The sequence below is a fragment of the Streptomyces sp. R28 genome, assembly GCF_041052385.1.
Classification (GTDB): domain Bacteria; phylum Actinomycetota; class Actinomycetes; order Streptomycetales; family Streptomycetaceae; genus Streptomyces.
Genome location: NZ_CP163439.1, coordinates 9,764,221 through 9,790,759 on the forward strand (window position 1 = coordinate 9,764,221; position 26,539 = coordinate 9,790,759).

The 26,539-nt window shown below is 71.9% G+C and carries 23 protein-coding genes and 1 pseudogene; 5 read left to right on the forward strand and 19 right to left on the reverse strand.

Annotated features, from left to right (window positions below; all coding sequences use genetic code 11):
• Positions 1-180: 180 nt before the first annotated feature.
• Together AB5J49_RS42830 and AB5J49_RS42835 are read left to right on the forward strand one after the other, a co-directional pair.
• Positions 181-951: a GNAT family N-acetyltransferase gene (locus AB5J49_RS42830; RefSeq protein ID WP_369174281.1), complete on the forward strand. Its 771-nt coding sequence runs from the start codon at positions 181-183 to the stop codon at positions 949-951.
• A 14-nt stretch (positions 952-965) separates the two neighbouring features.
• Complete coding sequence (locus tag AB5J49_RS42835) at positions 966-1,988, forward strand: lysophospholipid acyltransferase family protein (RefSeq protein WP_369174282.1); 1,023 nt, start codon at positions 966-968, stop codon at positions 1,986-1,988.
• Here AB5J49_RS42835 and AB5J49_RS42840 read toward each other — a convergent pair.
• Positions 1,964-4,297: an ABC transporter gene (locus AB5J49_RS42840; protein ID WP_369174283.1), complete on the reverse strand. Its 2,334-nt coding sequence runs from the start codon at positions 4,295-4,297 to the stop codon at positions 1,964-1,966. The genes AB5J49_RS42835 and AB5J49_RS42840 overlap by 25 nt on opposite strands.
• Before the next feature lie 168 nt (positions 4,298-4,465).
• Here AB5J49_RS42840 and AB5J49_RS42845 point away from each other — a divergent pair, with 168 nt between their 5' ends.
• Complete coding sequence (locus AB5J49_RS42845) at positions 4,466-5,782, forward strand: phytase (RefSeq protein ID WP_369174284.1); 1,317 nt, start codon at positions 4,466-4,468, stop codon at positions 5,780-5,782.
• Between the two features lie 25 nt (positions 5,783-5,807).
• Here the strand turns inward: AB5J49_RS42845 and AB5J49_RS42850 are convergent, their stop codons facing one another.
• The 9 genes from AB5J49_RS42850 to AB5J49_RS42890 all read right to left on the reverse strand — a co-directional run bounded on the left by AB5J49_RS42850 (position 5,808) and on the right by AB5J49_RS42890 (position 15,692).
• Positions 5,808-6,806, reverse strand: coding sequence for an LLM class flavin-dependent oxidoreductase (locus AB5J49_RS42850; RefSeq protein WP_369174285.1), 999 nt, complete (start codon positions 6,804-6,806; stop codon positions 5,808-5,810).
• A 34-nt stretch (positions 6,807-6,840) separates the two neighbouring features.
• Positions 6,841-8,226, reverse strand: coding sequence for an FAD-binding oxidoreductase (locus tag AB5J49_RS42855; RefSeq protein WP_369174286.1), 1,386 nt, complete (start codon positions 8,224-8,226; stop codon positions 6,841-6,843).
• A gap of 130 nt (positions 8,227-8,356) precedes the next feature.
• Complete coding sequence (locus AB5J49_RS42860; RefSeq protein ID WP_369174287.1) at positions 8,357-10,030, reverse strand: LuxR C-terminal-related transcriptional regulator; 1,674 nt, start codon at positions 10,028-10,030, stop codon at positions 8,357-8,359.
• A gap of 252 nt (positions 10,031-10,282) precedes the next feature.
• Positions 10,283-11,464 carry a GTP-binding protein gene (locus tag AB5J49_RS42865; RefSeq protein WP_369174288.1) on the reverse strand — a complete coding sequence of 394 codons (1,182 nt, stop codon included), beginning with the start codon at positions 11,462-11,464 and terminating at the stop codon, positions 10,283-10,285.
• Between the two features lie 6 nt (positions 11,465-11,470).
• Positions 11,471-11,641: a 50S ribosomal protein L32 gene (gene rpmF / locus AB5J49_RS42870; protein WP_003996023.1), complete on the reverse strand. Its 171-nt coding sequence runs from the start codon at positions 11,639-11,641 to the stop codon at positions 11,471-11,473.
• A 71-nt stretch (positions 11,642-11,712) separates the two neighbouring features.
• Positions 11,713-12,120, reverse strand: a complete 408-nt coding sequence (locus tag AB5J49_RS42875) for a (2Fe-2S) ferredoxin domain-containing protein (RefSeq protein ID WP_369174289.1) — start codon at positions 12,118-12,120, stop codon at positions 11,713-11,715.
• 14 nt (positions 12,121-12,134) lie between these two features.
• A complete protein-coding gene (locus AB5J49_RS42880) occupies positions 12,135-13,739 on the reverse strand; it encodes a cation acetate symporter (RefSeq protein ID WP_369174290.1) in 1,605 nt (534 codons plus the stop codon).
• The gene (locus AB5J49_RS42885; protein ID WP_369174291.1) at positions 13,733-14,410 is read right to left on the reverse strand and encodes a DUF485 domain-containing protein; all 678 of its coding nucleotides are present in this window, start codon (positions 14,408-14,410) and stop codon (positions 13,733-13,735) included. Before AB5J49_RS42885 ends, AB5J49_RS42880 begins: the two co-directional genes overlap by 7 nt.
• Before the next feature lie 58 nt (positions 14,411-14,468).
• Positions 14,469-15,692 (reverse strand): right-handed parallel beta-helix repeat-containing protein, encoded by a 1,224-nt coding sequence (locus AB5J49_RS42890; protein WP_369174292.1) that lies wholly within the window; start codon positions 15,690-15,692, stop codon positions 14,469-14,471.
• A gap of 94 nt (positions 15,693-15,786) precedes the next feature.
• Between AB5J49_RS42890 and AB5J49_RS42895 the strand changes: the two genes are divergently transcribed.
• Positions 15,787-16,278 carry a hypothetical protein gene (locus tag AB5J49_RS42895; RefSeq protein ID WP_369174293.1) on the forward strand — a complete coding sequence of 164 codons (492 nt, stop codon included), beginning with the start codon at positions 15,787-15,789 and terminating at the stop codon, positions 16,276-16,278.
• 39 nt (positions 16,279-16,317) lie between these two features.
• Here the strand turns inward: AB5J49_RS42895 and AB5J49_RS42900 are convergent, their stop codons facing one another.
• From AB5J49_RS42900 to AB5J49_RS42940, 9 genes and pseudogenes are all read right to left on the reverse strand, one after another.
• The gene (locus tag AB5J49_RS42900) at positions 16,318-16,533 is read right to left on the reverse strand and encodes a dodecin (protein WP_369174294.1); all 216 of its coding nucleotides are present in this window, start codon (positions 16,531-16,533) and stop codon (positions 16,318-16,320) included.
• A 66-nt stretch (positions 16,534-16,599) separates the two neighbouring features.
• Positions 16,600-17,562: an L-histidine N(alpha)-methyltransferase gene (gene egtD, locus AB5J49_RS42905; protein WP_369174295.1), complete on the reverse strand. Its 963-nt coding sequence runs from the start codon at positions 17,560-17,562 to the stop codon at positions 16,600-16,602.
• A complete protein-coding gene (gene egtC / locus AB5J49_RS42910) occupies positions 17,559-18,350 on the reverse strand; it encodes an ergothioneine biosynthesis protein EgtC (protein ID WP_369174296.1) in 792 nt (263 codons plus the stop codon). Before egtC ends, egtD begins: the two co-directional genes overlap by 4 nt.
• The gene (gene egtB / locus AB5J49_RS42915) at positions 18,350-19,669 is read right to left on the reverse strand and encodes an ergothioneine biosynthesis protein EgtB (protein WP_369174297.1); all 1,320 of its coding nucleotides are present in this window, start codon (positions 19,667-19,669) and stop codon (positions 18,350-18,352) included. Before egtB ends, egtC begins: the two co-directional genes overlap by 1 nt.
• Positions 19,666-20,970 carry an ergothioneine biosynthesis glutamate--cysteine ligase EgtA gene (gene egtA / locus AB5J49_RS42920; protein WP_369174298.1) on the reverse strand — a complete coding sequence of 435 codons (1,305 nt, stop codon included), beginning with the start codon at positions 20,968-20,970 and terminating at the stop codon, positions 19,666-19,668. The genes egtB and egtA overlap by 4 nt, the downstream gene beginning before the upstream one ends.
• Before the next feature lie 391 nt (positions 20,971-21,361).
• Positions 21,362-21,808 (reverse strand): type II toxin-antitoxin system PemK/MazF family toxin, encoded by a 447-nt coding sequence (locus AB5J49_RS42925; protein WP_369174299.1) that lies wholly within the window; start codon positions 21,806-21,808, stop codon positions 21,362-21,364.
• 43 nt (positions 21,809-21,851) lie between these two features.
• Positions 21,852-23,066: a flotillin domain-containing protein gene (locus AB5J49_RS42930; protein WP_369174300.1), complete on the reverse strand. Its 1,215-nt coding sequence runs from the start codon at positions 23,064-23,066 to the stop codon at positions 21,852-21,854.
• Between the two features lie 102 nt (positions 23,067-23,168).
• Positions 23,169-23,370 (reverse strand): annotated as a pseudogene (locus tag AB5J49_RS42935) (hypothetical protein).
• A gap of 61 nt (positions 23,371-23,431) precedes the next feature.
• Positions 23,432-24,856, reverse strand: a complete 1,425-nt coding sequence (locus tag AB5J49_RS42940) for an amidase (RefSeq protein WP_369174301.1) — start codon at positions 24,854-24,856, stop codon at positions 23,432-23,434.
• A 222-nt stretch (positions 24,857-25,078) separates the two neighbouring features.
• Between AB5J49_RS42940 and AB5J49_RS42945 the strand changes: the two genes are divergently transcribed.
• Entirely contained in the window at positions 25,079-26,467 is a 1,389-nt protein-coding gene (locus AB5J49_RS42945) for a glycoside hydrolase family 43 protein (RefSeq protein WP_369174302.1), read from the forward strand.
• Positions 26,468-26,539 lie beyond the last annotated feature (72 nt).

Sequence of the window (26,539 nt, forward strand, 5' to 3'; positions counted from 1 at the left end):
CGGCCGGGCACCGGAAGATGGACGGCCGGTACCGGCCCACGCCGTTCAACATTCGCACATCCACTCTCCTGGCACAGGTCACGCATACGCCAACCGGCATCGGAAGAACAGGGGCGGCACCTCGCATCGCCCCCACCGCTCTCCGCTCGCCGTCCCCCGGCCCGTGACCAGGAGTAAGCCATGACCGGCGTACTGACCGTCGAACGTCCCCCGCAGCCCACGGCACCCACCCGCTACACCGTCGGACTCGCCCGCAACGAGGAGGACGTGCGCGCCGCCCAGCGGCTGCGGCACGACGTCTTCGCCGGCGAGATGGGGGCCCTGCTGTCCACCCCGCAACCCGGCCACGACATCGACGCCTTCGACGCGTACTGCGACCACCTGCTGGTCCGCGAGGAGGTGTCCGGCCAGGTCGTCGGCACCTACCGGCTGCTCCCGCCGGAGCGTGCCGCGGTCGCGGGCCGGCTGTACTCGGAAGGCGAGTTCGACCTCACCCGCATCGACGCCCTGCGCCCGAACCTCGTCGAGGTCGGCCGCTCCTGCGTCCACCCCGACCACCGCGACGGTGCCGTCATCGGCCTCATCTGGGCCGGCATCGCCCGCTACATGGTCGACCGCGGCCACGAGTGGCTGGCAGGCTGCTGCTCGATCCCGCTGGCCGACGGCGGCTCGCTCGCGGCCGGGACCTGGGACCGGGTACAGGCCAAGCACCTGGCTCCCCAGGAGTACCGCGTACGGCCGCTGCGCCCCTGGCAGCCGACCGCCCCCGCGCCCGCCACCCGCACCGAACTCCCGGCCCTGCTGCGCGGCTACATCCGCCTCGGCGCCTGGGTCTGCGGCGAGCCCGCGCACGACCCGGAGTTCGGGGTCGCCGACATGTACGTGCTGCTGTCGATGCGCCGGGTCAACGCGCGCTATCTGCGGCACTTCCTCTCCCTCGTCCCGGCGTGACGGACATGGCGGCCATGAGCACCCACTCCCTGGGCGCCGAGCGTCTCCCCACGGTGACCGCGCCCCTGGCCGGGGCGGTCGGCGCACCGGCCGCGGCCGCCCACGCCGCCGAGGCGGCGAACCTCTGGCGGCCCAGCGCGCCCTGCACCCCGCAGACGTGCGTGGACGTGACGGGACCGGCCAGGGCCATCCCCCTGGCCGTCCTGCGGATCGCGGCGGTCCTGCTCCTGCTGATCGTCGGGATCGCGCTCACCCCTCTCAGCGGCCGCATACCCGCGGAAGTGATCCGACGCTGGTGTCGCTGGATCGTCCGGGCCGCGGGAGTCCGGGTACGGATCGACGGCGGCGCCGCGCCCGACGGCGGGCTGCTGCTCGTCGCCAACCATGTCTCCTGGCTGGACATCCCGCTGCTCGCCGCCGTGCGCCCGGCCCGGATGCTCGCCAAGTCGGAGATCCGGCAGTGGCCGGTGGCGGGGTGGCTGACCGCCCGCAGCGGCGCCCTGTTCATCGACCGGGACCGTATCCGCGTCCTGCCCGAGACGGTGGGCCGGATCGCCGAGGCGCTGCGGGCCGGCGAAGCCGTCGCCGTCTTCCCCGAGGGCAGCACCTGGTGCGGCCGCGCCCAGGGCCACTTCCGCCGGGCCGCCTTCCAGGCAGCCCTGGACGCGGGCGTCACCGTCCAGCCGGTCCGACTGCACTACCGGACGGCCCAGGGCGCGTCCGGCACGGCGGCCGCCTTCGTCGGCGAGGACTCGCTGCTCACCTCCGTGTGGCGGGTGGTGCGGGCACGCGAGCTGGTCGCCGAGGCCGAGGTGCGGGAGCCGATGGCGCCGGGCAGCCGCCCCGACCGCCGTTCCCTGGCCCGGGCGGCCGAAGTGTCCGCGCTCCTCGGGCCCCGGCAGATCCAGGCCCCCGGCCCGCACCGCACCGTGCCCTTCCCGGCGCCCGGTGTGGTCCGCACGGCACCCGTCACCGACGCCGAACAGCAGCCGCCGGCCCTGTCGCGAGGCCCTTACGGCATGACCCGGGCGAGATAGGGTGCCGTCGCGCTGCCTCTCTCCCGTGCCACCTGAGCGGGCGGACCCGCCACCACGATCCGTCCGCCCGCGTCACCACCGCCCGGCCCCAGGTCGATCACCCAGTCCGCGCCCGCGACGACGGACATGTCGTGCTCGACCACGACCACGGTGTGGCCGGCGTCGACGAGCCCGTGCAGCTGGCGCATGAGCACCTCGACGTCGGCCGGGTGGAGTCCGGTCGTCGGCTCGTCGAGGAGGTAGAGCGTGTGGCCGCGACGGCCACGCTGGAGCTCGCTCGCCAGCTTGATGCGCTGGGCCTCACCGCCGGACAGCTCGGTGGCGGGCTGGCCGAGCCGCAGGTAGCCGAGACCGACGTCGAGGAGGGTGCCCAGGCTGCGGGCCACGGCCGGCGTGTCCGCGAAGAAGTCCGCGGCCGCCTCGACGGTGAGGTCCAGCACCTGCGCGATGTTGCGTCCCCGGTAGGCCACTTGGAGCGTCTCGGGGTGGTAGCGCGCCCCGCCGCAGTCCGGGCACGGCGCGTACGTGCTCGGCAGGAACAGCAGCTCGACGCTGACGAAGCCCTCGCCCTGGCAGGTCTCGCAGCGCCCTCCCGCGACATTGAACGAGAAGCGCCCGACGCCGTAACCACGCGCCCGCGCCTCGTCGGTGCCCGCGAACACCTTGCGCACGACGTCGAAGAGGCCGGTGTAGGTGGCGAGATTGGAGCGCGGGGTCCGGCCGATCGGCTTCTGGTCGACCGAGACCAGACGCCCCACACCCGCCAGGTCCTCGGTGATCTCGCCGATGAGCGTGGACTTGCCCGACCCCGAGACACCGGTGACGGCCGTGAACACCCCGAGCGGGAACTCGGCGGACACCCCGCGCAGGTTGTGCCGGGTGACCGGGCCGACCTTCAACTGACCGCTCGGGGCGCGCACTTGGCGTACGTCGATGGGGGAGTCGTCGAACAGGAAGCGCGCCGTCGCCGACTCCGGGACCGCCGCCAGCTCGGCCACCGGCCCGCTGTGCAGCACCTGCCCGCCGTGCTCGCCGGCCCGCGGCCCCACGTCGACCAGCCAGTCGGCGCCGCGCACGACGTCCAGGTGGTGCTCGACGACGAACACCGTGTTCCCGGCCGCCTTCAGCCGCGCCAGCACCGTCAGCAGCGCCTCCGTGTCCGCCGGGTGCAGTCCCGCGGACGGCTCGTCGAGGACGTACACGACACCGAAGAGACCGGACCGGAGCTGGGTCGCGAGCCGCAGGCGCTGCAGCTCGCCCGCCGAGAGCGTGGGGGTGGCACGGTCGAGGCCGAGGTAGCCGAGGCCGAGCTCGACGACGGGCCCGATACGGGACTTGAGGTCCTCGGTGAGGACACGAGCCGTCTCCGAAGTGCCGCCGTCCAGGATGTCCGCCAGCTCCGTGAGCGGCAGCGCGGCCAGCTCGGCGATCGTCCGGCCGGCGAACGTGACCGCCAGTGCCTCGGGCCGCAGTCTGCTGCCGCCGCACGCCGGGCAGGGCGCGGAGGCGAGGAACCGCTCCGCCTTCGCCCTGAGCGTCGGGCTCTTGGAGTCGGAGAAGGTCTTCATGACGTACCGGTGGGCGCTCATGTACGTGCCCTGGTACGGCCGTTGGATACGGTCGGCGTCGCGCACCGGGTGGACGGTGACGACCGGCTGCTCGTCGGTGAACAGGATCCACCGCCGGTTCTCGGGCGGCAGCTCGCGCCAGGGCCGGTCGACGTCGTGGCCGAGCGCGTCGAGGATGTCGCGCAGGTTCTTGCCCTGCCAGGCACCCGGCCACGCGGCGATCGCGCCCTCCCGGATCGACAGCGACGGGTCGGGGACCAGCAACTCCTCGGCCGTACGGTGCACTTGGCCGAGCCCGTGGCACTGCGGGCACGCCCCGGCCGCCGTGTTGGGCGAGAACGCGTCCGAGTCGAGCCGCTCGGCGCCGGGCGGGTAGTCGCCGGCGCGGGAGAACAGCATCCGCAGGGAGTTGGAGAGGTTGGTGACCGTGCCGACGGACGAGCGGGACGTCGGCGCGGAGCGCCGCTGCTGCAGCGACACGGCGGGCGGAAGACCGGTGATCTCGCCGACCTTCGGCGCGCCGACCTGGTGGATCAGCCTGCGTGCGTACGGCGCGACCGACTCGAAGTAGCGGCGCTGGGCCTCCGCGTAGATCGTGCCGAACGCGAGCGAGGACTTCCCTGACCCGGACACGCCCGTGAACACGGCCAGCACGTCCCGCGGAATGTCGACGTCCACGCCCTTGAGGTTGTGCTCACGGGCGCCGCGGACACGGACGTACGGGTCGTGCGGGGAGTGCATGGGTACGAGCTCCGGGATGCGTGAGTCGGGGGGCGCGGGCAAACCCCGCGATTCTATGCGAACCAGACGCGCGCCCGTTCGAGCCACCTGATGTTCACGGGGCCGTCGGCTCACTCACACCGGCCGCCCATAACGTCGCGCCAGTCCCGCTTCCTACCGAGGAGTATCGTGAGCGCTTCAGCTCTGAGCACTCTCACCGCCGCGCTGCTGATGGTCTCCGGCGCAGCCGCCCCGCAGCCGGTCGCCGTCTCCGCACGGGTGGAGACGCCCGCCGTGTACGACGACGAGGCGGGCGGCAACGCCGATGCCGACGACCCGGCCGTCTGGGTCGACCCCGATCACCCGGGCCGCAGCCTCGTGATCGGCACCCTCAAGGAGGCCGGCCTCGACGTGTACGGCCTCGACGGCAGGCGGCTCCAGCACATCGCGGCACCCGAGGCCCCGAACGACGACGCCGCACCAGGCCGCTTCAACAACGTCGACGTCGTCTACGGCTTCGAACTGGGTGGCAGGAAGACCGACTTGGCCCTGGTCAGCGACCGCGGCCGGGACCGGGTCCGGGCCTACGCGATCGACCCGGCCGCGGTGGCGGCGGGCAGACCCCCGCTGAAGGACGTGACGGCGGCCGACGCCGCGCCGGTCTTCTCCGCGAGCGAGACCGAGGTGGACGACCAGCGCACCGCCTACGGGCTGGCCGCCTTCAGCGACGGCGACCACGCCTACGCGGTGGTGTCGCGCCGCTCGGAGACCCGGGTGCGGCTGCTCCAGTTGGAGGACCACAACGGGCGCGTCGGCTACAAGACCGAGGACACCCTCGATCTGCCGGCCTCCTTCACGCTGCCGAACGGCACCGGCTGGACGCCGTGCGCCGACCCCGGTGACCATGCGCAGGTCGAGGGCATGGTCGTCGACCAGGAGGAACACGTCCTGTACGCGGCCCAGGAGGACGTCGGGCTGTGGCGGATCGACCTCGACGACGAGGAGTTCGACCGGCCCGAACTGATCGACCGAGTGCGGGAGTACGGCACCCCGTGGACGTATGACGCCGAGGAAGAGGAGTGCGTCCTCGACACCGCCCACGACCCCGGCTTCGGCGGTGAGCACCTGAGCGCCGACGCCGAGGGCGCCACGATCTACCACGCCGCCGACGGCAAGGGATACCTGCTCGCCTCCAGTCAGGGCGACAACACCTTCGCCGTGTACGAGCGCCAGGGCCGAGGCGCCTACCTCGGCTCCTTCACCGTCACCGACGGCGCCGCCACCGACGGCGTGCAGCACTCCGACGGTTCCACCGTGGTCAACGTCCCGCTGGGCCGTACCTTCCCCAAGGGCCTGCTCGTCACCCACGACGGCGAGGCCACGCCCGCGGACGGGGACCGGGAGGGAACCGGCTTCAAGTTCACGGGGTGGGAGTCGGTGGCCGGCGCGTTCCCGAAGCCGCTGACGATCGACACCAAGTCGTTCGACCCGCGCGACACGGACTGACCCGCCGGCGGGCCGCCCGCCCGGATCACGCGTAGGTGATCCGGGCGAGCCGCCGGTAGGAGTCCAGCAGGGCCTCACGGTCGTACGTACTGGTCGTGACCAGTACCTCCTGCGCGCCCGTCTCCTTCAGCAGCGTCTCCAGCTCGTGCGCGACCTGCTCCTGAGTGCCCGCGATGTGCCCGGCGAGGCCGCCCTCGTAGAAGCCGCGCTCCTTGTCGGTCATCGTGAGCCCCTCGACGTACTCGGCGGGCGGGAGCGGCGGGAAGGTGCCGTGCGTGCGCGAGTGGGCCATGGACCAGGCCTCAGGGACCAGCAGACGCCGGGCGTCCTGCGGTGTGGCGGCCACCGCGACCGTGCCGGAGATCACGACGTACGGTTCGCTCGCCCAGGGGGAGGGGCGGAAGTGGTCGCGGTAGTGGTCGATGCCGTGCTGCATCTTCGCCCGGTTCCGGAAGTCACCGATGACCATCGGCAGACCCGCGCGGGCGGCGATGTCCGCGCCCTCGCCCATCGCCAGCACGAACGGTGGCACGGTCAGCCCCTCGGCGGGCCGCGCGTGCACTCCCGTGGCCGAGGTGCCGCGGAACCAGCCGAGCAGCTCCTGGATCTGCGCCGCGAAGTCCTCCGCGTCCCCCTTGTCCCGCCCGAGCGCCTTGCGCACCCCGTCGGTGAAACCGACCGAGCGCCCCAGCCCCATGTCGATACGGCCCGGAAACAGGGACTCCAGCACCCCGAACTGCTCGGCCACGACCAGTGGTTGGTGGTTGGGCAGCATCACCCCGCCGGTCCCGACCCGGATCGTGCGGGTCGCGGAGGCGACGGCGGCGGCCAGCACGGTCGGCGCCGAGCCGGCCACGCCGGGCACACCGTGGTGCTCCGAGACCCAGACGCGGTGGTAGCCCAGCTCCTCCAGCTCCCGCGCCAGCGTCACGGTGTCGCGCAGTGCCTCGGCGTTCGTACGGCCCTGACGGGTGCGGGAACGGTCGAGGACGGAGAAGCGGGTCGCCGCGATCACGGAACTCATATGGGGTTCAACAACGCCGCCGCCGCAGGATTCCTCAGGGCGCGATGTTGTGGTTCAGACGGAACAGGTTGCCCGGGTCGTAGCGCCGCTTCAGGGCGGTCAGACGAGCGTGGTTGCCGCGGTAGTTGGTCTGCACGCGGTGCTGGTCGTCACCGTCCATGAAGTTCACGTAGGCGCCTCCCATGGAGTGCGGTTCCAGCGCCCCGTGGAAGCCGCGCACCCAGTCCTTCTGCGCCTCGCACGCCTCCCGGGTGGTCAGGGTCGGGCTGAGCGCGATCGAGTAGTCGGCGTCCCGGTAGGAGAAGGCGGTCTCTTCCGGTCCGACGCGGTGGCAGGCCCCGTCGATGGGGAAGAGGACCGTCACGCTCTGGATCGAGGGCGTGGCGGCGCCGTACTCGACCAAGGCGTCGACGGCTCCGTCCGGCAGGCTCTGGGTGAAGGCGCCCTTCCAGTAGTGGTACAGCCCGGCGGGCACCAGGTCGTCGAACAGGGTGTTGATCACCGGATAGGGCATGCGCTCCAGGTGCCGGCCCAGCACCGGCCCCAGTGCGGCGACCCGGTCCCGGATCCGGTCGTCCTCGTCCTGCGATCCGCTCCAGCAGGCGATCACACCGCACAGCGGCCGGCCGTGCCAGCGTTCGGGCAGGAACGGCACCGGTGGTCCGAGTCCCACGACGAACGTGGCTCCGAGCCTCTCGTCCGCCTCGGCGACCAGCTCCCGGTAGCGGCGGATCACGTCGCCGTCGAGCGGGAAGAACGTCGGTCCGCCGAGGATGTCGGCGACAGGGTGCAGCCGGAACGCGAACGACGTCACGACCCCGAAGTTGCCCCCGCCCCCGCGCACCGCCCACATCAGGTCGCTGTTCTGCTCGTCGGTGCAGGTCACGAAGGATCCGTCGGCCGTCACCAGGTCCACCGAGGCCAGGTTGTCGCAGGCCAGACCGCAGCGCCGGGACAGATACCCCATGCCGCCGCCCGTCGTCAGGCCACCGACGCCGGTCGTGGAGACCATCCCGCCGGTCGTGGCCAGCCCGAAGGCGTACGTGGCGTGGTTGACGTCCGCCCAGGTGCAGCCGCCCTCGACCCACGCGGTGCGGGTGTCGGGGTCGACGCGGATGCCGTGCATCAGGCCGAGGTCGAGCACCGCACCGCCGTCGCAGGTGCCGTAGCCGGGGACGCTGTGGCTGCCGCCGCGCACGGCGAGCGGCAGGCCCTGATCGCGGGCGAAGTCCACCGTGGCGATGACGTCGCCCGCGTCGACGGCCCTGACGATGATCGCCGGCCGCCTGTCGTGCATGGCGTTGTAGACCTTGCGGGCCTCGTCGTAGGCCGGGTCGCCGGGCTCGACGACGTCGCCGCGCACCGCCCCACGCAGCCGTTCCAGCAGCCGGTGGTCGAAGGTCGGCGTGTAGGTGGTCATGGCCGCCACCTGCTTTCCGCTCCTGGTCGGGAAGGGGTACACCACCGGTGTACGCGTGGAGCGGGAGCGCGCTCATCGCCAGAATCGCCCATTCCCGTTCGATCGGCATGGGCGAAACGGCCCATGCGCCTCACATGAGGCCGTGCCGGTACGCGTACGCCGTCGCCGCCGCCCGCGAGGACACGTCGAGCTTGGCGAAGATGTTGTTGAGGTGCCGGGCGACGGTGTGCTCGCTGATCACCAGCTCCGTGGCGATGGCCCGGTTCGTGCGTCCCGCGGCGACCAGCCGCAGCACCTGGATCTCACGCTCGGTGAGCCCGCCGGGCCGACGTCGGCGCACATCGGCGAGCAGGGCCGCCGCCCGGCGCGCGTCCGGTACGGCGCCGAGCTGCCGGAAGGCCTGCTCCGCGGCCCGCAGCTCCATCCGGGCACCCTCGTCGTCACCGGCGGCCCGGTCGGCGGCGGCCAGCGTCATCCGCACCTGGGCGGCCTCGTACGGCACCCGAAGCTCCAGCCACACCGCCAGCGCCCGGCGCAGCCGGGACAGCGCGCGATCGAGGTCACGGGCGGCGAAGGCCAGCGCGCCGGACGCCGCCGCGGCGCTCGCGTGCAGCAGGGTCCTCTCCGAGCCGCACCGCCGCTGCCAGTCCCGGGCAAGCGACTCAAGGCCCTCGGCAGCCGAGCGCGCCTCGGCCGTCCGGCCGAGCGCGAGGCACACCTCCACCTGGGCCGCGAGCAGCCTGCTCCGCGCGAGAGCGCCGGCCTCGGCTCCGCTCGCGAGCGCCGACTGCAGGGCCGCGGCAGAGGCGTCGGCCTTCCCCTGGGCCAGCCGCAGCAGGGCGAGACCGGGCTGCGGGTCGCGACCGAGCTCGTGGGCACGGTCGTACGACTCCTCGGCCGCGGCGAGCTCTCCGCGCCGCCGCTGGATCTGGCCGACCAGGTAGACCGCCTCGGCGGCCGTCCGACGTTCGTACGGCAGCAGTTCCTCGCGGGTCCGCACGGCCTCCGTGAGCGCCTCGGACCAGCTTCCGCGCAGCTCGAGGACCTCCACCCGGTGCACCCGGCACAGCCCGCGGTAGTTGTTCTCGGCCGGCATCGCCGCGCACCACCGCATGGCCGCGTCGGTCCACTCGGCGGCGCGTTCGAGATCGACGCAGGCCATGGCCTGCTGGAGACCCAGGCAGTACACCCACCCGGTGAAGAAGGAGCTGAGCTCACCTGCCATGGCCGAACACATGGCGTCGTCCAGGAGATCGAGTCCGTCCCCGACGCGCTCCCGGGCCACCAGGACGCCCGCCTGCGCCTCGATGCTCATGGCCAGCAGGTCCGGGCTGCCGCAGCGCCGGGCGATCCCGGCCATGCGCCGGGCCGCGGCCATCGCCTCGTCGAACGCGCCGCGTTCCTGAGCGTGCTCCGCGTCGATCCAGGCGAGGTAGCACTGCTCGACACACTCCGGCTCGCCCCGCAGATGGCGCCGGGCCCGGCGCAGCCAGCCGGCGGCGACGGCCGTGCGCCCCGCGAGCTGGTGCTCGTAGAAGAGCAGCCAGGCCATGAGCCCCGCCTGCCGGGCCGCGCCCGCCGCGACGTATCCGGAGTAGGCCCGCATCCGCTGGACGATCGACTCGTCGATCCGGCTCGTCCACCAGGCGGCGTCGGCGAACGCGGCGCAGTCGTCGGGGGTGAGGCAGGCGGTGTCCAGGCGGCCCAGCAGCCGGTACGCCTCGCCCCACACCTCACGGGCAGCGGCGTCCCTGGCCCGCCGCAAGGTGTCCGCGGCGGCGCTGTCGATCGTCCGCTCGGTCACTCGCGGCTCCCTTCTCGCGCTCTGCGAGCAGGACCGGCCCCTAGGGCCGGGCGGACAAATTCCAGCCTGCCCCGCGGCGTCTGGCACGCACGCTCGCCGCGTTGCCGAACCGTCCACGTGGCTCCGCCACGAGGCCGCTCCGGCGCCTTGCGATCGCACGCACCAGACGCCGCGGGGCCCGCCCTCCGGGCGGACGACGGGAATTTGTCCGACCGGCCCTAACCAGAATAGGCGGGCCGGGCGCCGCGGGACTCAGTGAACGGACGCCTCCAGCGGCGCCGCCTGCTCGTGCTCACAGGCGTCGTCGATGCCGTACGTGTCCCAGGCCGGGAACGGGTCGGCGGCCGGAAGGCCCTCGCCGTCCGCCATGAGGCACTCGGCCAGGGCGGCCCGGAGCGCCTCCGCACGCAGATGCGTGCCGATGAAGACCAGCTCCTGCGCGTACGGGGCGTCGGTGTCCCGCGCGGCGCTGGGCTCGAAGCGGGCGACGGAACCGGCCTGTGACCACAGCCCCGTCACCTGCGGGCGGCTGGCGAGAGTGAAGAACCCCTTGGAGCGCAGCACCTTCCCGTAGGCGCCACTGTCGAGCTCCTCGGTGACGAAGGTGAACAACCGCCCGGGGTGGAAGGGGAGTTCGGAGCGGAACACCGTGGACGAGATCCCGTACTCCTCGGTCTCGGGGACGTGGTCGCCGTTGAGCTCCCGTACCCAGCCGGGAGCCTGCTGGGCGCGCTCCAGGTCGAACAGCCGCGTGCCGAGCACCTCTTGGAGACGTACGCGTCCCTGTACGGCGTCGACGAGCCGCGCGGCCGGGTTGAACCGGCTGAGCGCGGCCCGCAGTCGGTCCGCCGTCACGTCATCCACCAGGTCGAGCTTGTTGAGCACGATGACGTCCGCGAACTCGACCTGGTCGACGAGGAGATCGCTGACGGTGCGCTCGTCGTCCTCGTACTGGTCGAGGCCGCGCTCGGCGAGTTCGTCGCCGCTGTCCAGCTCGGACAGGAAGTTGGCGGCGTCGACGACCGTGACCATGGTGTCCAGCAGGGCGAGATCGCCGAGGGTGGCGCCGTCGTCGCGGGCGAAGGCGAAGGTGGCCGCGACCGGCATGGGTTCGGAGATGCCGGACGACTCGATGAGGAGATGGTCGAAGCGTCCCTCGCGGGCGAGGCGGTCGACCTCCTCGAGGAGATCGTCGCGCAGGGTGCAGCAGATGCAGCCGTTGGTCATCTCGACCAGGCGTTCCTCGGTCCGCGACAGCGCGGCCTCGCCGCCCCGCACCAGCGCGGCATCGATGTTGATCTCGCTCATGTCGTTGACGATGACCGCCACGCGCAGTCCCTCGCGGTTCGCCAGGACATGGTTGAGCAGGGTCGTCTTGCCCGCCCCGAGGAAGCCGGACAGGACGGTGACGGGCAGACGGCGGTCGTACGGCATCTGCGGTCAGCCCTCGGGGCGCAGCAGCCCGCGCTCGTAGGCCTTGACCAGGTGCTGCGGCACGAGGTGGCTGACTCCGTCGATCGTGACGGGCACGAGCTGGGGCGTGCTCGCCTTCCACTGGGCGCGGCGGTGGCGGGTGTTGCTGCGGGACATCTTCCGCTTGGGGACAGCCATGACGGACCTCCTCGGTGGGTGAACACCGAGGACGCTACATGAAAATGGATCCCATTAACAATTGGGCCGAGTCAGCGGCGGGACCGCACCCGTGCGTCCCGTGGCGGCCGGATGAACTGCAGCTCCAGCGTGACGGGCGGATCGGCCAGACCCGGTCCGCCCGCGGCCGCCCACCGCACGATCTCCTCCGTGCCTTCGTCGTCCATCGCGAAGCCCACCCAGGTGGCCCGCCCGCCGGCCCGGCGCCCCGCGGCCGACGGCTGGACGACGATCACGTTGGCCTGGTCGCAGGGGCCCAGGCAGTCGGTGGTGCGGACCTGGAACCCGTGCTCGGCCCCGGCGGCCCGCAGCCGCTCCACTTGCCCGGCGTGATCGGTGCCGGGGTGCTTGCGCGGATCGCCGCAGCAGCAGCCCCGGCAGACGACGAGCGTGCAGGGGCGCTCGCGGGCGGCGCCGATCAGGAACGTATGAGTGGGCATGGCAGAAGCATCTCCTACTCCTTTGCGCCCACCAGCATCCGCACCTCGAACTCCTCGTAGGCGGCCGCCTCCTGCGGTTCCTGGCGGTTGCTCAGTACGGTGCCGAGCCAGCCGAGGAAGAAGCCCGCCGGGATGGAGACGATGCCGGGGTTCTGCAGCGGGAACCAGGCGAAGTCGGACTCCGGGTAGAACGAGCCCGGCATGGAGGAGACGACGGGGGAGAACAGGACCAGCAGGACCGAGCAGACCAGGCCGCCCCAGAGGCTGAGCAGAGCCCCCTCGCCCGTGAAGCGGCGCCAGAAGAGGGTGTACACGATCGTCGGCAGGATCGCGGACGCCGCGATGGCGAAGGCGAGGAAGGCGAGCGTCGCGGTGTTGGCGCCCCAGGAGACCAGGGCGAGCATCATGGCGAGGATGCCGATGACGGCCGCGGACAGCCGGGCCACCATCAACTCCTCGGTCTCGCTCGCGCGGCCCTTGCGGATCACCTCGCCGTACAGGTCGTGCGCGAGGGACGAGGCGGCGGCGAGGGTGAGGCCGGCCGCGACGGCGAGCAGCGTGACGAAGGCGAGACAGGACAGCAGAGCCGTGAGGATGCCGCCGCCGAGGGCGTTGGCGAGCAGCAGGACCGCGGAGTCGCCCTTGTGGTCCGTCTCCGCGATGGTCTCCCGGCCGACGACGGCGGTGGCGCCGAGGCCGAGGATGCCGGCCGCCAGGCAGACCAGGCCGACCAGGCCCACCGCCCACACCAGGGAGGAGCGCAGTACGTCGATCTTGCGCGGGGCGAGCATGCGCATCAGGACGTGGGGGAGTGCGGCGAGGCCGAGGACGATGGCCAGTTCCAGGCTGAAGAAGTCGAGCTTGCTGGTGGTGCTGACGCCGTAGCGCAGTCCGGGTTCGAGGAACTGTGTGCCGGTGCCGCTGTGGTTCGCGGCCGCGGCCAGCAGGGCGCCCGGGTTCCAGTCGTAGTGGTTGAGCACCATGACCGCGGTGACCGTCACGCCCGCCACCAGCATCACGGCCTTGATGATCTGGATGACCGTGGCACCGGGCGCGCCGCCGATGGCGGCGTACACGATGACGATGGTGCCGATCACGACCACGCACAAGGTGCGCGTAGCGGCGCTGGGTTCGCCGGTGAACTGGGTCAACAGGGCCATGCTGCCGACGAGTTGGGCCACCAGGTACAGGGTCGTGATGGCGAGGGTGCACACGGCGAGGGCGAGCCGCGCCGGGCGCTGGAGCCGGGTCAGGCGCAGGGCCAGGGTGTCACCCAGGGTGAACTTGCCCGTCCGGCGCAGGGGTTCGGCGATCAGCAGCAGCACCATCATCCAGGCGACCACGGTGCCACCGAGGTACAGCAGTCCGTCGTACCCGTTGAGGGCGACCAGGCCGGTGCTGCCCAGCAGGGTCGCGGCCGACAGATAGTCGCCGCACATCGCGAGACCGTTGCGCAGCGGGGACATGGTGCGGTTGCCGAGGTAGAACTCGCTGAGCTCGTCGCGCTGAGGGGCCGTCAGCAGCGCCATGAACAGCGTGACCACGACCACCGACAGGAACAGCACGAACGTCAGGTTCAGGCTGAACCGGTCGACGATGCCTGCGGACATGGTCACCACGTGCGGTACCCCCTGGAGCCGGGCTGGACGGTCTGTGCGGCCTCGCCGCGGTGCTCGGCGGAGCGGAGCGAGTTGGCCTCGTGCTGGTCGAGCCGCGAGCTCAGACCGCGGGCGAGCGGGTCGACCCGGGTGCGCATGTGCCGGACATAGCACCAGGCCGTCACACCCATCACGACGAACTGCCCGAGACCCAGGGCGAGACCGAGCGTGAGGTGGCCGAGCAGACGCTGGTTCATCAGGCCCGGGACGGAATGCGAGAGCAGTACGTACAGCAGGAATCCACCGACCGACAGGATCGTCGCGCGGACGCCGAACCTGCGCTGTGCGCGGCGCAGTGAGTGGAATTCGGGGTCTTCGGATATGCGCCGGGTCGGTGCGGGTTCATTATGCGGGGGACTGGTTGTGAAAGAATTGTCGTGCCAAGGTGAAAATTCGGGCACAGGCGCACCTTCTTTGCTGCGGCTTGCCGGACATACGGGGGCGCGGGCTTTGTGATGGGGAGTGGGCGAGCGGCGGCGGGTCCGGAAGCCGGAGTATGGCAGCGGGCTCATTGAAGAATCAACCGCCGAGGTGAATTGTCTTACTCCGGTGGCGCATTCATGCCCCTCGTGATCATTTCGTGGCCTTCTGTGGCCTGCAAAAAAGGGCCTCCGGCAAATAGTCCGGACCATTCCTTCGGCCGGACTGTCTCAAACACGACCCGTGCGGGACAGCCCGGCCGGGCGCGGCTCAGAACCGGGCGCCGACAGCCACGCCGCTGCGCGGCACGAGGAACTCCGGTGCCGACGGCAGCGACCCGTCGGCGGAGCGCGGGCCGGTGATCGGGGCCGGGTCGGTGCTGAGCACCGAGGAGGCGTTCCAAGTGCCGCCCAGGTTCCAGGAGTTGCCGCTGGCGACCGTCCCCGAGCCGACGGCCGCCGCGCGTGCGTCGGCGACGGACAGGTTGGCGGTCAGGGTGGCGGTGCCGCCCGAGACGTCGGCGTCGAAGCCGGTGCCGGCGTTGGCCCAGGTCGTGTTCCGGGTCAGGGCCAGGGCGCCGGGATTGCCGTTGTCCGTGACACCGTGCGCCGCGTTCCGGTACGAGATCGTGTTGCGCAGCGTGTGTGCGACCGCCGGAGCCGGGCTGCCGCCGCCCATCTTGAATCCGTTGCCGTCGCCCGAGAAGTCCGGGAAGTTCCAGCGGTTGTAGCCGTTGCCGTACGCGATCGTGTTCTCGATCCGAATCGGCGAGGCGAACTTCCAGGCGTCGAACCCGTCGTCGACGTTGTTCCACAACCGGGCGCCACGCACCACGTTCCCGGTTCCGCTGCCCTCCTTGATGGCCAGACCGTCGGCGCTCTCACCGTTCTTGCGCGGGTCGCGGTTGCCGTAACTGTCCAGATTCAGGATCTGGTTGTTGCTGGAGGATCCCTGGAGCTGGAAGCCTGACTCGTAGTTGTCGTGCGTGACCAGCCGGGAGAAGACGTTGTTGTCGCAGCCGTCGCAGTAGATGCCGTACGGGCCGTTGACCAGCTCCAGACCGGAGATCCGCCAGTGTGAGGCCTCCATGTGGATCGCCCCGCGTTCGGCCCGGGGGATGCTGCCGCCCACCGGCGTGTGGCTGGCGGGCAGTCGCTCGCCGTCGACGACCACGCGCTCGCCCTGGTAGGGGCCGAGGCTGACCGGCTGGGAGGCGGTGCCCGAGGTGGAGATGGTGATGTTGTCGGTGAGGGCGTAGGTGCCGCCGCGTACGGTGATGACGTCGCCGGGCTTCGCCAGGTCCACGGCCCGCTGGATGGTCCGCAGCGGCTGGGCCAGGGTGCCCGGCGCCGAGTCGCTCCCGTCGGACGCCACGACGAGCGTCGTCGCGCCGGACGCCTCGCTCGCCGGGCCCAGTACCGTCAGCAGGGCCGCGCCCACCGCCGCCACCGTCCAGATCGCCGTACCGCGCATGCCGCTCACTGTGTCGCCCATCGGGGCCTCCCGCCTCCGCCTGCGTGCCGTGTCGCAGAGCAGTGGCCGCCCGGCGCGCGGAGGTTGCCGGGGTGCAGGCCCTAAGGTGAGGGATGTGACCGACAGCAACAAACGCCCGCTCGCCGTGTTCGACCTGGACAACACCCTCGCCGACACCGGACACCGGCAGCACTTCCTGGAACGCACACCGCGCGACTGGGACGCCTTCTTCGCGGCAGCCCCGAAGGATCCGCCCCTCGCGCAGGGCGTCGCGCTGGTGCTGGAGAGCGCGAAGGAGTGCGAGGTCCGCTATCTGACCGGCCGCCCCGAGCGCTGCCGGCGTGACACGCTCGACTGGCTCGCGGCACACGGGCTGCCCGAAGGGCGCGTGTACATGCGGCGCAACGACGACCGCAGGCCCGCCCGGCGCACCAAGCTCGAGATCCTGCCCCGCCTCGCCGGCACCCGTGAGATCCGGGTGCTGGTGGACGACGACGAACTCGTCTGCGAGGACGCCGAACGGGCCGGTTTCACCGTCGTACGGGCGCGCTGGACCGCCCCCTCCGCCGCGCTGAAGGTGGCGCAGGAGCGGGAGGGGCGGACCTGAGGACCGTACCCGGCGTGGCTGCCCGGACTTCCCGGCGTGCTACCCGGCGTCGTCCAGACGGAAGCCGACCTTCATGGTCACCTGCCAGTGCGCGATCTGCCCCTCTTCGAGCTGGCCGCGCACATCGCTCACCTCGAACCAGTCCAGGTTGCGCAGGGTCTGCGAGGCGCGCTCGATACCGTTGCGGATCGCTTGGTCCACGCCCTCGGGTGAGGTGCCGACGATGTCCGTGACCCGGTAGGTGTGATTCGACATGCGGGTGCTCCTCTCACACACGTCACTCCACGGTGCCCCAAGGCGGGGCACCGCGCGAGCCGTCCGTCACCGCGCCACGCTCAGCGACAGCGCGAAACGGTCCTGACCGTCCGTCCACCAGTGCGCAAGCTCCAGCCCGGCCGCCGACAGTTCCGCGCGGACACCGTCCCTGCGGAACTTCGCGGACACCTCGGTGCGCATCTCCTCGCCCGCCGCGAACTCGACGGCGAGATCGAGCGCCGGCACCTTCACCGTCTGCGCCGTACGGGAGCGCAGCCGCATCTCGATCCACTCGTTGTCCGCGTCCCAGAGCGCCATGTGGTCGAAGGCGCCGGGGTCGAAGTCGGCGCCCAACTCGCGGTCGATCACCGTCAGGACGTTCTTGTTGAAGGCGGCCGTCACCCCGGCCGCGTCGTCGTACGCCTCGACCAGGACCTTCTCGTCCTTGACCAGATCCGTGCCGAGCAGCAGCGCGTCACCGGGGGACAGCAGCGCCCGCACCGAGGCGAGGAACGCGGCGCGCTCGACCGGCAGCAGATTGCCGATCGTGCCGCCGAGGAACGCCACCAGCCGGGGACCCGGCGCCTGCGGCAGGGCGAGCCCGCCGGTGAAGTCGGCGATCAGCGCGTGCACGTTCAGCCCCGGCCGCTCCTCGATCAGCGCCTGCCCCGCCTGGGTGAGCGCGCTGTCGCTGACGTCGACGGGGACGTAGGTATGCAGCCCGGTCAGCGCGTCGATGAGGTACCGCGTCTTCTCCGAGGAGCCGGAGCCCAGCTCGACCAGGGTGCGGGCGCCGGTGACCGCGGCGATCTCGCCGGCCCGGTCGAGGAGGATCTCGCGCTCGGCGCGGGTCGGGTAGTACTCGGGCAACTCGGTGATCTGCTCGAAGAGTTCGCTGCCCTGCGCGTCGTAGAACCACTTCGGCGGCAGCGTCTTGGGCGTGCTCGTCAGGCCCTTGAGGACATCGGCGCGCAGTGCGGCGCCGGTGGCGTCCTCGGGCAGGGTGCGGGTGAGAAGGAACGGACTCACGTGCTGGGCTCCTTCGGTCGTGCGGGGGGCAGGACGTCGCCCGGGTCTTTGAGCGGGGTGAGCAGCACATCGGTGCGGCTCGCCGCGAGGAGGGTGTGGTCGGGGACCTCCTGCCAGTGCGGATCGTCGTCGTAGGGCTCGGAGGCCACGACGGTGCCGCCGCCGGGACGGTGCAGGTACCAGAGCGTGTCGCCCCAGGCGGTCGCGGCGATGGTCTCGCCGTTGGTGAGCAGCAGGTTGAGCCGGGAGCCGGGGGCCGCCTCGGCGACCTCCAGGACGGTGTCGGCCAGGGCCTGCCCCTCGTCGTCGCCGCCGCGCAGCCGGGCCAGGACCAGCGCCCACACGAGCGCCGAGTCGTTGCGGGCCTCCATCGACAGCAGGTCCACCGCGGGCAGGCTCGAAACGAGCGGTGCCAGTGAGCCCGGCCAGCCCTTCACGGCGCCGTTGTGGCTGAACAGCCAGGCACCCGCGGCGAACGGCGCCGCCGCGGCCTCCGCGTCGGCGCCCGCCAGCGTCGCGTCCCGTACGGCCGCGAGCAGCGCGGTGGACCGCACCACCCGGGCCAGATCGGCGAACGACAGATCCGCCCAGATGGGCCCGGCCCGGCGGTATCGCGCCGGCACCGGGTCCCCCTCGGCGTACCAACCGACCCCGAAACCATCGGCGTTGACGGTCCCGTACCGCTGCCGCCGAGGCGCCCAGGACTGGCGGTACAGGGCGTGCGCGGGCTCCACGAGGAGTCCGCCGAGCGGCTCCTCGGGGCCCAGGTAGGCCAGATGGCGGCACATCAGGCGTCCCCCACGGAGCGGGCCGTACGGAACCCGGAGAAGATCTGCCGCCGGATCGGATAGTCCCAGTTGCGGAAGGTGCCCCGGCAGGCGACCGCGTCCACGGCGAACGAACCGCCGCGCAGCACCTTGTGCTCGGGCCCGAAGAACACCTCCGAGTACTCCTTGTACGGAAAGGCCTGGAACCCCGGGTACGGCAGGAAGTCGCTCGCCGTCCACTCCCACACGTCACCGATCAACTGCCGTACACCGAGGGGCGATTCACCCTCCGGGTAGCTTCCGGCCGGCGCCGGGCGCAGATGCCGCTGACCGAGGTTGGCGTGCTCGGGCGCCGGATCGGCGTCGCCCCACGGGTAACGCATCGAGCGGTCCCCGGCCGGGTCGTGACGGGCGGCCTTCTCCCACTCGGCCTCGGTGGGCAGCCGGCGCCCGGCCCAGCGGGCGTAGGCGTCGGCCTCGTACCAGCACACGTGCAGCACAGGCTCGTCGGGCGGTACGACCTCGGTGACGCCGAAGCGCCGCCTGAGCCACTGCTTGCCGTCCCGGCGCCAGAACAGCGGGGCGTGGATGGAGTGCTGCCGGATGTGCGCCCAGCCCTCCGCCGTCCACCAGCGCTCGTCGTCGTAGCCGCCGTCCTCGATGAACGCCTGGTACGCGGCGTTCGTCACCGGGGTCGTGTCGATGAAGAACGCCGGCACCTCGCGCACATGCGCCGGGCGCTCGTTGTCCAGCGCCCACGGCTCGGTCGAGGTACCCATGGTGAACGGGCCGCCGGGGACCAGCACTTCGGACGGTCCCGTGAGCAGGGGCGCCGGCTCCGGGTCGGGGGCGGTCAGGGCCTGCGGGCCCTTGCGGAGCTGATGGGTGATCAGCATCGTCTCGTCGTGCTGCTGCTCGTGCTGCGCGATCATCCCGAAGGCGAAGCCCGCCTCGGTCAGCCGGGTCCCGTGGAACGCGGTGCTCTCCAGCAGGTCGAGCACCCGGCCGCGCACCTCGGACGCGTAGTGCCGGGCCTCGGTCGGCGGCAGCAGCGGCAGCGAGGGGCGCTCGGCGCGCGGGTGCTCGAAGGCGTCGTAGATGCCGTCGATCTCGGGTCGTATCGCCTCCCGCCCGGCGACCGTCCGGAGCAGCCACTGCTCCTCCTGGTTGCCGATGTGCGCGAGGTCCCACACCAGCGGGGACATCAGCGGCGAGTGCTGGGCGGTGAGGTCGGGGTCCTCGACGCAGGAGGTCAGCAGGGTCGTCCGGGCCCGGGCGGTGGTGAGGGTGGTCAGTGCCCGCTCGCGGAGCGTTTCGGCATCGTGGGCGGGGTCGGTCATGTCCGGTCGTCCTTCCCGTGCAGGGTGCGATCCGTGCCGTAGAGCTCGTCCAGCAGGTCGTCGGCCGGGCAGCGGCCCTCGCTGACATAGCGGTCCCGGTACGCCGCCACGGCGTCCGTCACCTCGGTCGTGGCCCCCAGGCGGGGCAGCGCCTCCAGCGCCGCCGCGAAGCAGGTGTCCGCCACCTCCCGCAGCTCGGGGTCGGCGAGGCCCGAGCGGGCCGCGTCGATCCACAGCGGATTGTGCGGCGCGGGCAGCGACAGGGAGCGCTCGGCCAGGGGCTTCACGGCGCGATAGGCGGTCTCCGCGGCCTCGGGGTCGTCGAAGAGCGCGGTGGTCACGGCGAGCGGCACGATCCAGCCGTCCTCGCCGGGCTGCGCGTCGATCATGCGCAGTTCCAGATGGCCACGCGGTCTGACCGGCGGGAACAGCGTCGTGAGGTGGTAGTCGAGGTCCTCGTGCAACGGCGGCCTGGGCACCCCGGATCTGGTCCACTCCCGGAACGTCAGCCCGTCCGGGACGTGCCACGGGCCGCCGTCCTGCCTGACGCACATCACCGGTGCGTCCAGCACGTGCCGCGCCCAGACGGCCCGCGGATCGCCGTCCAGCGGGGGTGCGCCCGCGCGGCCCGCACCGATCTCCATCCACAGCAGCTGCCGGGTGGAGAGCCAGCCCGTGGGCTCGCGCCCGGCCAGCGGGGAGTTCGCGAAGGCGGCGACCAGGACCGCGCCCAGCTGGTGCGCCAGCCACCAGCGCCGCCCGTGCCCCAGCGGGCCGGGCTCCTCGTATCCGGCGTCCAGGCACACCTGCACGGAGGCCGAGGTGCACATCATGGCGCGGCCGGCCGGGCCCGTGCGGTCGAGGCAGGCCTCCATGGCGTCGTACCGCGGCTCACGCAGGAACCGGCTGGGTGAGCGCCAGGGGTCGTTGCCGAGGCCGACGAGACCGAGATCGTGCTCACGCAGTACCGCGCGGACGGCGCCGAGGTCGGCGGAGACAGTACCGATGCACTCCATCAGCGAGGTGGCGGGCGGCGAGCTCAGTTCCAGCTGGCCGCCGGGCTCGACGGTGAGCGCCGACCTCAGGGGCACGGTCCGTAGGGCGGCGTAGGCCGCTTCGAGTCGTTCGGGTGTCACGGGGAGCTGCGGGCCGCGCAGCTCGTGGACGAGCCATTCCACTTCGACCCCGAGGGTGCGGGGTGGGCCGGTCTTGAAGCAGATGCCCTTGACCAGGGCCTCCACCTCGGCTTCGGTGACCGCGGTGCGAGGCCGCGCCGTACAGTCACTCACCGAATCTGACATGTCGGGATCCTCCTGAGAGTCCACGATGCCGCCCGGCCCGGATCTTGTGGGCGGGCCGGCACACTCGTCCCACCCAAGACCCTCGCGTCGCTTCGCACAAGGGTGCGTACCGGCACGTTCCGGGTCGGTAATCTCCGCTCTCCGGGCGTTCGCAGGGACTTTCCCGGCAGTTTTCGGTCGGCTGTGGGGCCAGGGAAACTCTGTTGCACCGCACGACCAGCATCGCTCAGGATGCCTGCGTCAGCACGACGGGGGAGACCGCGTGCGGCCCACGCGGTCGCACGCCGTCGACGCGGTCGCACGCTCATGGCGCGCACGGGGGTGGCGCCATGAGCGTGCGTGTGCGGCATCGCGCCATGGACGGAGAATCGCCGAAAGGAGGCGGTGTCGGTCAGCTCCAGCCGTACCGCTCGTGCAGCCGGTGGCGCACCAGGTTGAACCGCCCGCGGTCCAACGCGCACGCCTCCCGGCGCATGCCCTCCTCGTGCAGACGGAGGATGCGGTCCACGTCCACCCAGGAGTCGCGCCCTGACCGGTCCCAGGGCCCGCTGCCGATGGGCACCCACTCGCGGTCCCCGTCGTGGCGCTTGCTCGACAGCTGCACGGCGAGGAAGGTGCCGGCCGCCTCCCGGGCCACCACGAGCACCGGGCGGTCCTTGCCCCGCCCGTCGTTCTCCTCGAAGGGCACCCAGGTCCAGACGATCTCCCCGGGGTCGGGGTCGCCGTCATGGGCGGGGGAGTACTCGGTACGCACCTTGCCGACCTCGCGCGGTTCGGCTTCAGCGGTGGCGGTGGGGCCGTGCCGGCCCGGGACGTTCTCGTCGGTATACGTGCTCACGGGGGCACCCTAGGGGCTGCCCCCGTGAGCTACGCGTGAAGGGTCACTTCTCGTCCATCGGCACCTTCTGGGCGAGCCCGCCCAGCGGCGAAGCCTCCTTCGGCGCCTGCCCGTTCTGGTTCATCGACGCGAGCAGCTGACGGGCCGGCCCGAATCCCGTGCCGCCCATGGTCAGCGCCTTGCCGAACACATCCGCCATGCCGTCGGCGCCGTTGAGCAGCACCATGTTGTCGACGTTGCCGAAGGCGGACGCCCCGGCCCTGACGATCTCCGGCCAGTTCTCGGCGAGTTGCTGGGCGACCACGGCCTCCTGGTTCTCGGCGAGGGCGGCGGCACGGGCCTTGATGGCCTCCGCCTCCGCGAGGCCCTGCGCCTTGGTCGCCTCGGCCTGCGCCAGCCCCCTGGCCTGGGCCGCGGCCGCTTCGGCCTCACCGGTGGCCCGGGTCGCGGCCGCCGTGGCCGCACCGCGCGTCCTGGTCGCCTCGGCCTCGGCACCCGCGGCCGTCTTGACCCGGGTCGCCTCGGCCGCGGCAACCAGTTCCGTCTCCTTCGCCTTGGCCTGCGCCGCCGAGATCCGCGCGTCGCGCTCGGCCTCGGCCAGCGTGCGCTCCTCGTACGCCTGCGCGTCCGCGGGCTTGCGGACATCGGCCTGGAGCTGCTGCTCGCGCCGGTGCGCCTCCAGCTCGGCGACCCGCGTCTCCTGGACGACGACCTCCTGCCGTGCGGCCGCGTCGGCGATCGGACCGGCCTGCCGGGCCTTGGCGCCCGCCTTGTCGCGCTCGGCCTGGTAGCCGGCCTGGAGGATCTCGCTGTCCCGGGTCGCCTCGGCCAGCCGCGCGAACGACTGCTGCTCCGCCTCCGTCTGCGCGATGCGCGCGTCCCGCTGAACGGCCGCCGCGTGCGGCATGGCGAGGTTCTGTATGTACCCGGTCGGGTCCTCGATCTCGTGGTCCTCGACCGTCAACCCGCCCACGATGGACCGCAGATGGCCGGCGAAGACGTTGTGCACCCGCTCCGACATCAGCTTCTGCTGGTCCAGGAAACGGCGGGCCGCGTTCGCGATCGACGCGAAGTCGTCGCCCACCTTGAAGATGACCACGCCCCGCACCTTCAGCGGAATGCCCTGGTGGGTCACGCAGTCCACCTGCAGCTCGGTCTCGTTCAGGTCGAGCGACAGCTTGCGCACCGCCTGCACACCGGGCAGCACCAGCGTGCCGCGGCCGGCATACGCCCCCTTTGCATGGTGCCCTTTCGGCACCGAACGAAGGGAGTGTGCGCCTGAGCGAGGCCCGGGTGCAGGCGCTGACGGATCCTTGTCGAAACCTGGACGCAGACGGCCCTCACCTGGGCTTGCGCGGGCTCAACTGCCGTATGCGGCCTGGACGTAGACGCTTCTCGGCGGCAGGTACTCCACCACCATCACACCGTGCCCCGCTCGATGCGGTCCGTGCCGGCCGCGGGATAGGCGAGGAAGTGCTCGGCGCCGCCGCGCACCCGGATGATCACCTCGCCGACGAGTCCCGGCCCGATCGTCCCGTGACCCGCCCCATGAGCCCGACCATCGACACGTCGTCCATGGCCAAAGGGTAGGGCCTGCGCCGAAGGGTTGGGGCCGGCGTCGCCTCAGCCGACCGCGACGGGTTCCTCCTCGCCCTGCTGCGGCGGCCACAGCTCGTGCCAGCGCAGCTCCGCCTCCAACTGCGCGGCCAGCGAGATCAGCAGGGGCTCACTGTTCGCCGGCCCCAGCAACTGGGCGCCGACGGGCAGCCCGTCCACGAATCCGGCCGGGACGTTGACGCCGGGCCAGCCCAGCACGTTCCATGGCCAGGCGTAGGGGCACGCGGCGATCATCGCGCGGTCGGTGGCGAAGCCGCCGAGCCCGAGCATCGCGCCGACCCGGAGTGGGGGAGCGGCCGTCGTGGGGGCCAGGATCACGTCGTACGACTCGTAGAACGCGCCGATACGACGGTGCAGAACCGCCTCCGCGCGCCGGGCCGCGCGCAGCGGCACCCCGCCGAGGAGCCGGCCCAGCCGCGCGGCGCCCCGGGTGCGCGGGTCGAGGAGTGCGGGGGAGGGCGTCACGCTCACCCACTCGGCGATGCCGACCGTCGCGCGGGGGACGAAGGCCAGTCCGATCTGGCCGTACGGCGGATCCGCCTCCTCGACGGTATGCCCCAACGCGCCCAGTTTCTCCGCGAGTTGGACGACCCGGGCCCGCACCTGCGGCTGCAGGCGGGCGGGCACGGCGGTGAACGGCGGCTTGAGGGAGAGCGCGATGCGCAGCCGGCCGGGGTCGCGGCCCACGGCCTCGCAGGCGTCGATCGCGGGCGGCCGGTGCGGGTCGAGATCGTGGTTGCCGGCGGCCGCGTCCAGCAGGAGGGCCGCGTCGGCCACCGTACGGGCGAGGGTGCCGTTGACGGTGATGCCCTGGAACGACTCGCCGCGCGGCCAGGTCGAGATGCGGCCGCGCTGCGGCTTGATGCCGATCAGATGGGTCCAGGACGCGGGGATCCGCACCGAGCCGGCGCCGTCCGAGCCGAGCGCGGCGGGCACCAGACCTGCGGCGACGGCGGCCGCGGAGCCGCCGGACGAGCCTCCCGGCGTGTAGTCCGGGTGCCACGGATTGCGGGTCGCGCCGAAGGCGGGCCCCTCGGTGAACGGCCACTGCCCCAGCTCGCAGGTGTTGGTCTTGCCGACGATCACGGCACCGGCCGCGCGCAGCCGCCGTACCGCCTCGCCGTCCTCGGTGGCCGGCGGGAACTCCCCACCGCAGCCGAACGCGGTCGGCTCGCCCGCCACGTCCATGTCGTCCTTCACCGCGACCGGGACGCCCAACAGCGGCTTGCGCACCCCGGCGGCGAGCTCCGCGTCGGCGGCCTTCGCCTCGGCGAGGGCGGCCTCGGAACGGACCACCCGGAAGGCGTTGAGGGTCTCTTGGGTCGCCTCGATCCGCGCCAACGCCCCCGCGACCAGCTCCCGCGACGTCACCTCCCCGTCGGCCAGCGCTCGGGCGGACTCGGCGAGACCTGCGGCACGGTCGGGTGTCATGCGGGGCACCTCCGGGACGACATTGTCTACCGAACGGTAACCTCCAGGGGGCGGTGGCGGAACGGTTTCGCCCGGTGCGGCTCCCAGGTTCACCACAGGTTTCTCCCTGGTCCCGCTTCCTCATGTGCAAACCATTGACGCGCCCGGACCTCACGCCTACCTTCTGATCGAATTTCCGAACTGCGTTCGTGATATCGAACCGCGTTGAGGGAGAGCCACCCCGTGACCAGACGTCCCCACACCCCGTCCCGCCGCAGCCTGCTGCGCGCGATGGCCGCCCTGCCCGCCTCCGCGCTGATCCTGGGCGAGGCCCCCGGCCTGCTCGGCACGGCACTGGCGGCCGCACCGCCCAGCGGCTCGGCCACCCGCTACACCATCGTGCCGTTCCTGAACAGCAACGACGGGACCGTGAACGTCTATCAGTCGGACGACGCCACCGACTTCCGTCTGGCCAAGGCCTCCGCCTACACGCCGCCGAGCAACCGCATCCGGGACGCGAGCGTCTTCAAGCACACCAACGGCTACTACTACATCACCTACACGACCCACACCTGGCAGGACACCAGCACCACCATCGGCTTCGCCCGCAGCACCGACCGGGTCAACTGGACGTTCCTGTACGACTACACGGTCCCGATCGCGGGCCTCTCCCGGGCCTGGGCGCCGGAGTGGTTCGTCGACAGCGACGGCAGTGTGAACGTCATCGTGTCCTGCTCGACCACCAACGACGAGTGGATCTTCACGCCGTATCTGCTGAAGGCCACGAACTCCGCGCTGACGACGTGGAGTTCACCGGTGGCGCTGTCCGGCATCGGCGCGAACCACATCGACACCTTCATCGTGAAGATCGGTTCCACCTACCACGCCTTCACGAAGAACGAGACGACGAAGTACATCGAGTACGCCACGGCGTCGAACCTCACCGGCCCCTACACGATCTCCCGCACCGGCAACTGGGCGGGCTGGGGCAGCTACCGCGAGGGCCCCGCGCTGGTGCAGCTCGACAACGGCGGCTGGCGGCTCTTCTTCGACGGCTACGGTGACAACACCTACTACTACAGCGACAGTTACGACACCTTCGCCACCTGGTCCGCCCCGGCCGCCCTGCCCGCCGTCTCGGGGACGGCCCGCCACTTCACGGTCATCAAGGAGACCGTCTCGGGCGGCCCGACCCTGGCGAAGAACGTCACCCGCTCCTTCCAGTCGGGCAACTACTCCACCCGGTACTGGCAGGTGCAGTCCTCCTTGCTCAACCTCCCCGTGGTCAGCGGCTCGAGCACCACCGCCGAGAAGCAGGCCTCGACGTTCACGGTCGTGCCCGGCCTCGCCGACGCGAACGGCTACTCGTTCCGCGCCTCGTCCGGCAAGTATCTGCGCCACTGGGACTTCCGGGCCCGCTTCGACGCCAACGACGGGACGTCGACGTTCGCCAAGGACGCCACGTTCATCGCCCGCACGGGCGCGTCGAGCGGTTCGATCCGCTTCGAGTCGTACAACTACCCCGGTTACTACCTGCGGCACTACAGCTACCAGCTGCGCGTCGAGCGGTCGGACGGAACGGACCTGTTCCGGCAGGACAGTTCGTTCGTGCCGGTGACTTCTTGGGCGTGACCTGCACCCCTGCTGACCTGGGCAATCGCGGTAGCGGATGCGGAGTAGTTCCCTCCACTTCCCGGGATTGCC

Bases quoted from the DNA above. Each gene is read 5' to 3' on its own strand.
- AB5J49_RS42830 (WP_369174281.1), top strand. From the start codon at position 181: ATGACCGGCGTACTGACCGTCGAACGTCCCCCGCAGCCCACGGCACCC.
- AB5J49_RS42835 (WP_369174282.1), top strand. From the start codon at position 966: ATGAGCACCCACTCCCTGGGCGCCGAGCGTCTCCCCACGGTGACCGCG.
- AB5J49_RS42840 (WP_369174283.1), bottom strand. From the start codon at position 4,297: ATGCACTCCCCGCACGACCCGTACGTCCGTGTCCGCGGCGCCCGTGAG.
- AB5J49_RS42850 (WP_369174285.1), bottom strand. From the start codon at position 6,806: ATGAGTTCCGTGATCGCGGCGACCCGCTTCTCCGTCCTCGACCGTTCC.
- AB5J49_RS42855 (WP_369174286.1), bottom strand. From the start codon at position 8,226: ATGACCACCTACACGCCGACCTTCGACCACCGGCTGCTGGAACGGCTG.
- AB5J49_RS42865 (WP_369174288.1), bottom strand. From the start codon at position 11,464: ATGCCGTACGACCGCCGTCTGCCCGTCACCGTCCTGTCCGGCTTCCTC.
- rpmF (WP_003996023.1), bottom strand. From the start codon at position 11,641: ATGGCTGTCCCCAAGCGGAAGATGTCCCGCAGCAACACCCGCCACCGC.
- AB5J49_RS42875 (WP_369174289.1), bottom strand. From the start codon at position 12,120: ATGCCCACTCATACGTTCCTGATCGGCGCCGCCCGCGAGCGCCCCTGC.
- AB5J49_RS42885 (WP_369174291.1), bottom strand. From the start codon at position 14,410: ATGGTCCGGACTATTTGCCGGAGGCCCTTTTTTGCAGGCCACAGAAGG.
- AB5J49_RS42890 (WP_369174292.1), bottom strand. From the start codon at position 15,692: ATGGGCGACACAGTGAGCGGCATGCGCGGTACGGCGATCTGGACGGTG.
- AB5J49_RS42900 (WP_369174294.1), bottom strand. From the start codon at position 16,533: ATGTCGAATCACACCTACCGGGTCACGGACATCGTCGGCACCTCACCC.
- egtC (WP_369174296.1), bottom strand. From the start codon at position 18,350: ATGTGCCGCCATCTGGCCTACCTGGGCCCCGAGGAGCCGCTCGGCGGA.
- egtB (WP_369174297.1), bottom strand. From the start codon at position 19,669: ATGACCGACCCCGCCCACGATGCCGAAACGCTCCGCGAGCGGGCACTG.
- egtA (WP_369174298.1), bottom strand. From the start codon at position 20,970: ATGTCAGATTCGGTGAGTGACTGTACGGCGCGGCCTCGCACCGCGGTC.
- AB5J49_RS42940 (WP_369174301.1), bottom strand. From the start codon at position 24,856: ATGACACCCGACCGTGCCGCAGGTCTCGCCGAGTCCGCCCGAGCGCTG.